At 32.6% G+C, this 273-nt stretch carries 1 protein-coding gene; it reads right to left on the bottom strand.

Annotation, left to right across the window (positions count from 1 at the left end; translation table 11 throughout):
* Positions 1–123: DUF3127 domain-containing protein (locus FUA24_RS00650; RefSeq protein ID WP_148539611.1), on the bottom strand; the 123-nt coding region annotated here is incomplete at its 3' end.
* Between the last annotated feature and the right edge of the window lie 150 nt (positions 124–273).

Consider the following 273-nt stretch of genomic DNA (forward strand, 5'->3'; position numbering starts at 1 on the left):
CTCCACCATAATATGTTGCGGGTACTGCTCTTCTGTAGTAACAACAATTTCTCTTTTTCTAAAACCGTTAGCTCCAAAAGTTTGTGTTTCTCCAATTACTTTTATTCTTCCTTGAACTTCCATTACTTAAAATATGTATTTATTATTTACTCTTACTTAATAATATTTTCCAAGCACTTTGTACATCGCCATAACTTAAATAGTTACTGGCTAGCTTGTGCTTTTCTCTATGCGATGCTGTTTTTATATTTGGGTATCGGCTTGCTAACTTTT

The organism is Seonamhaeicola marinus, assembly GCF_008085455.1.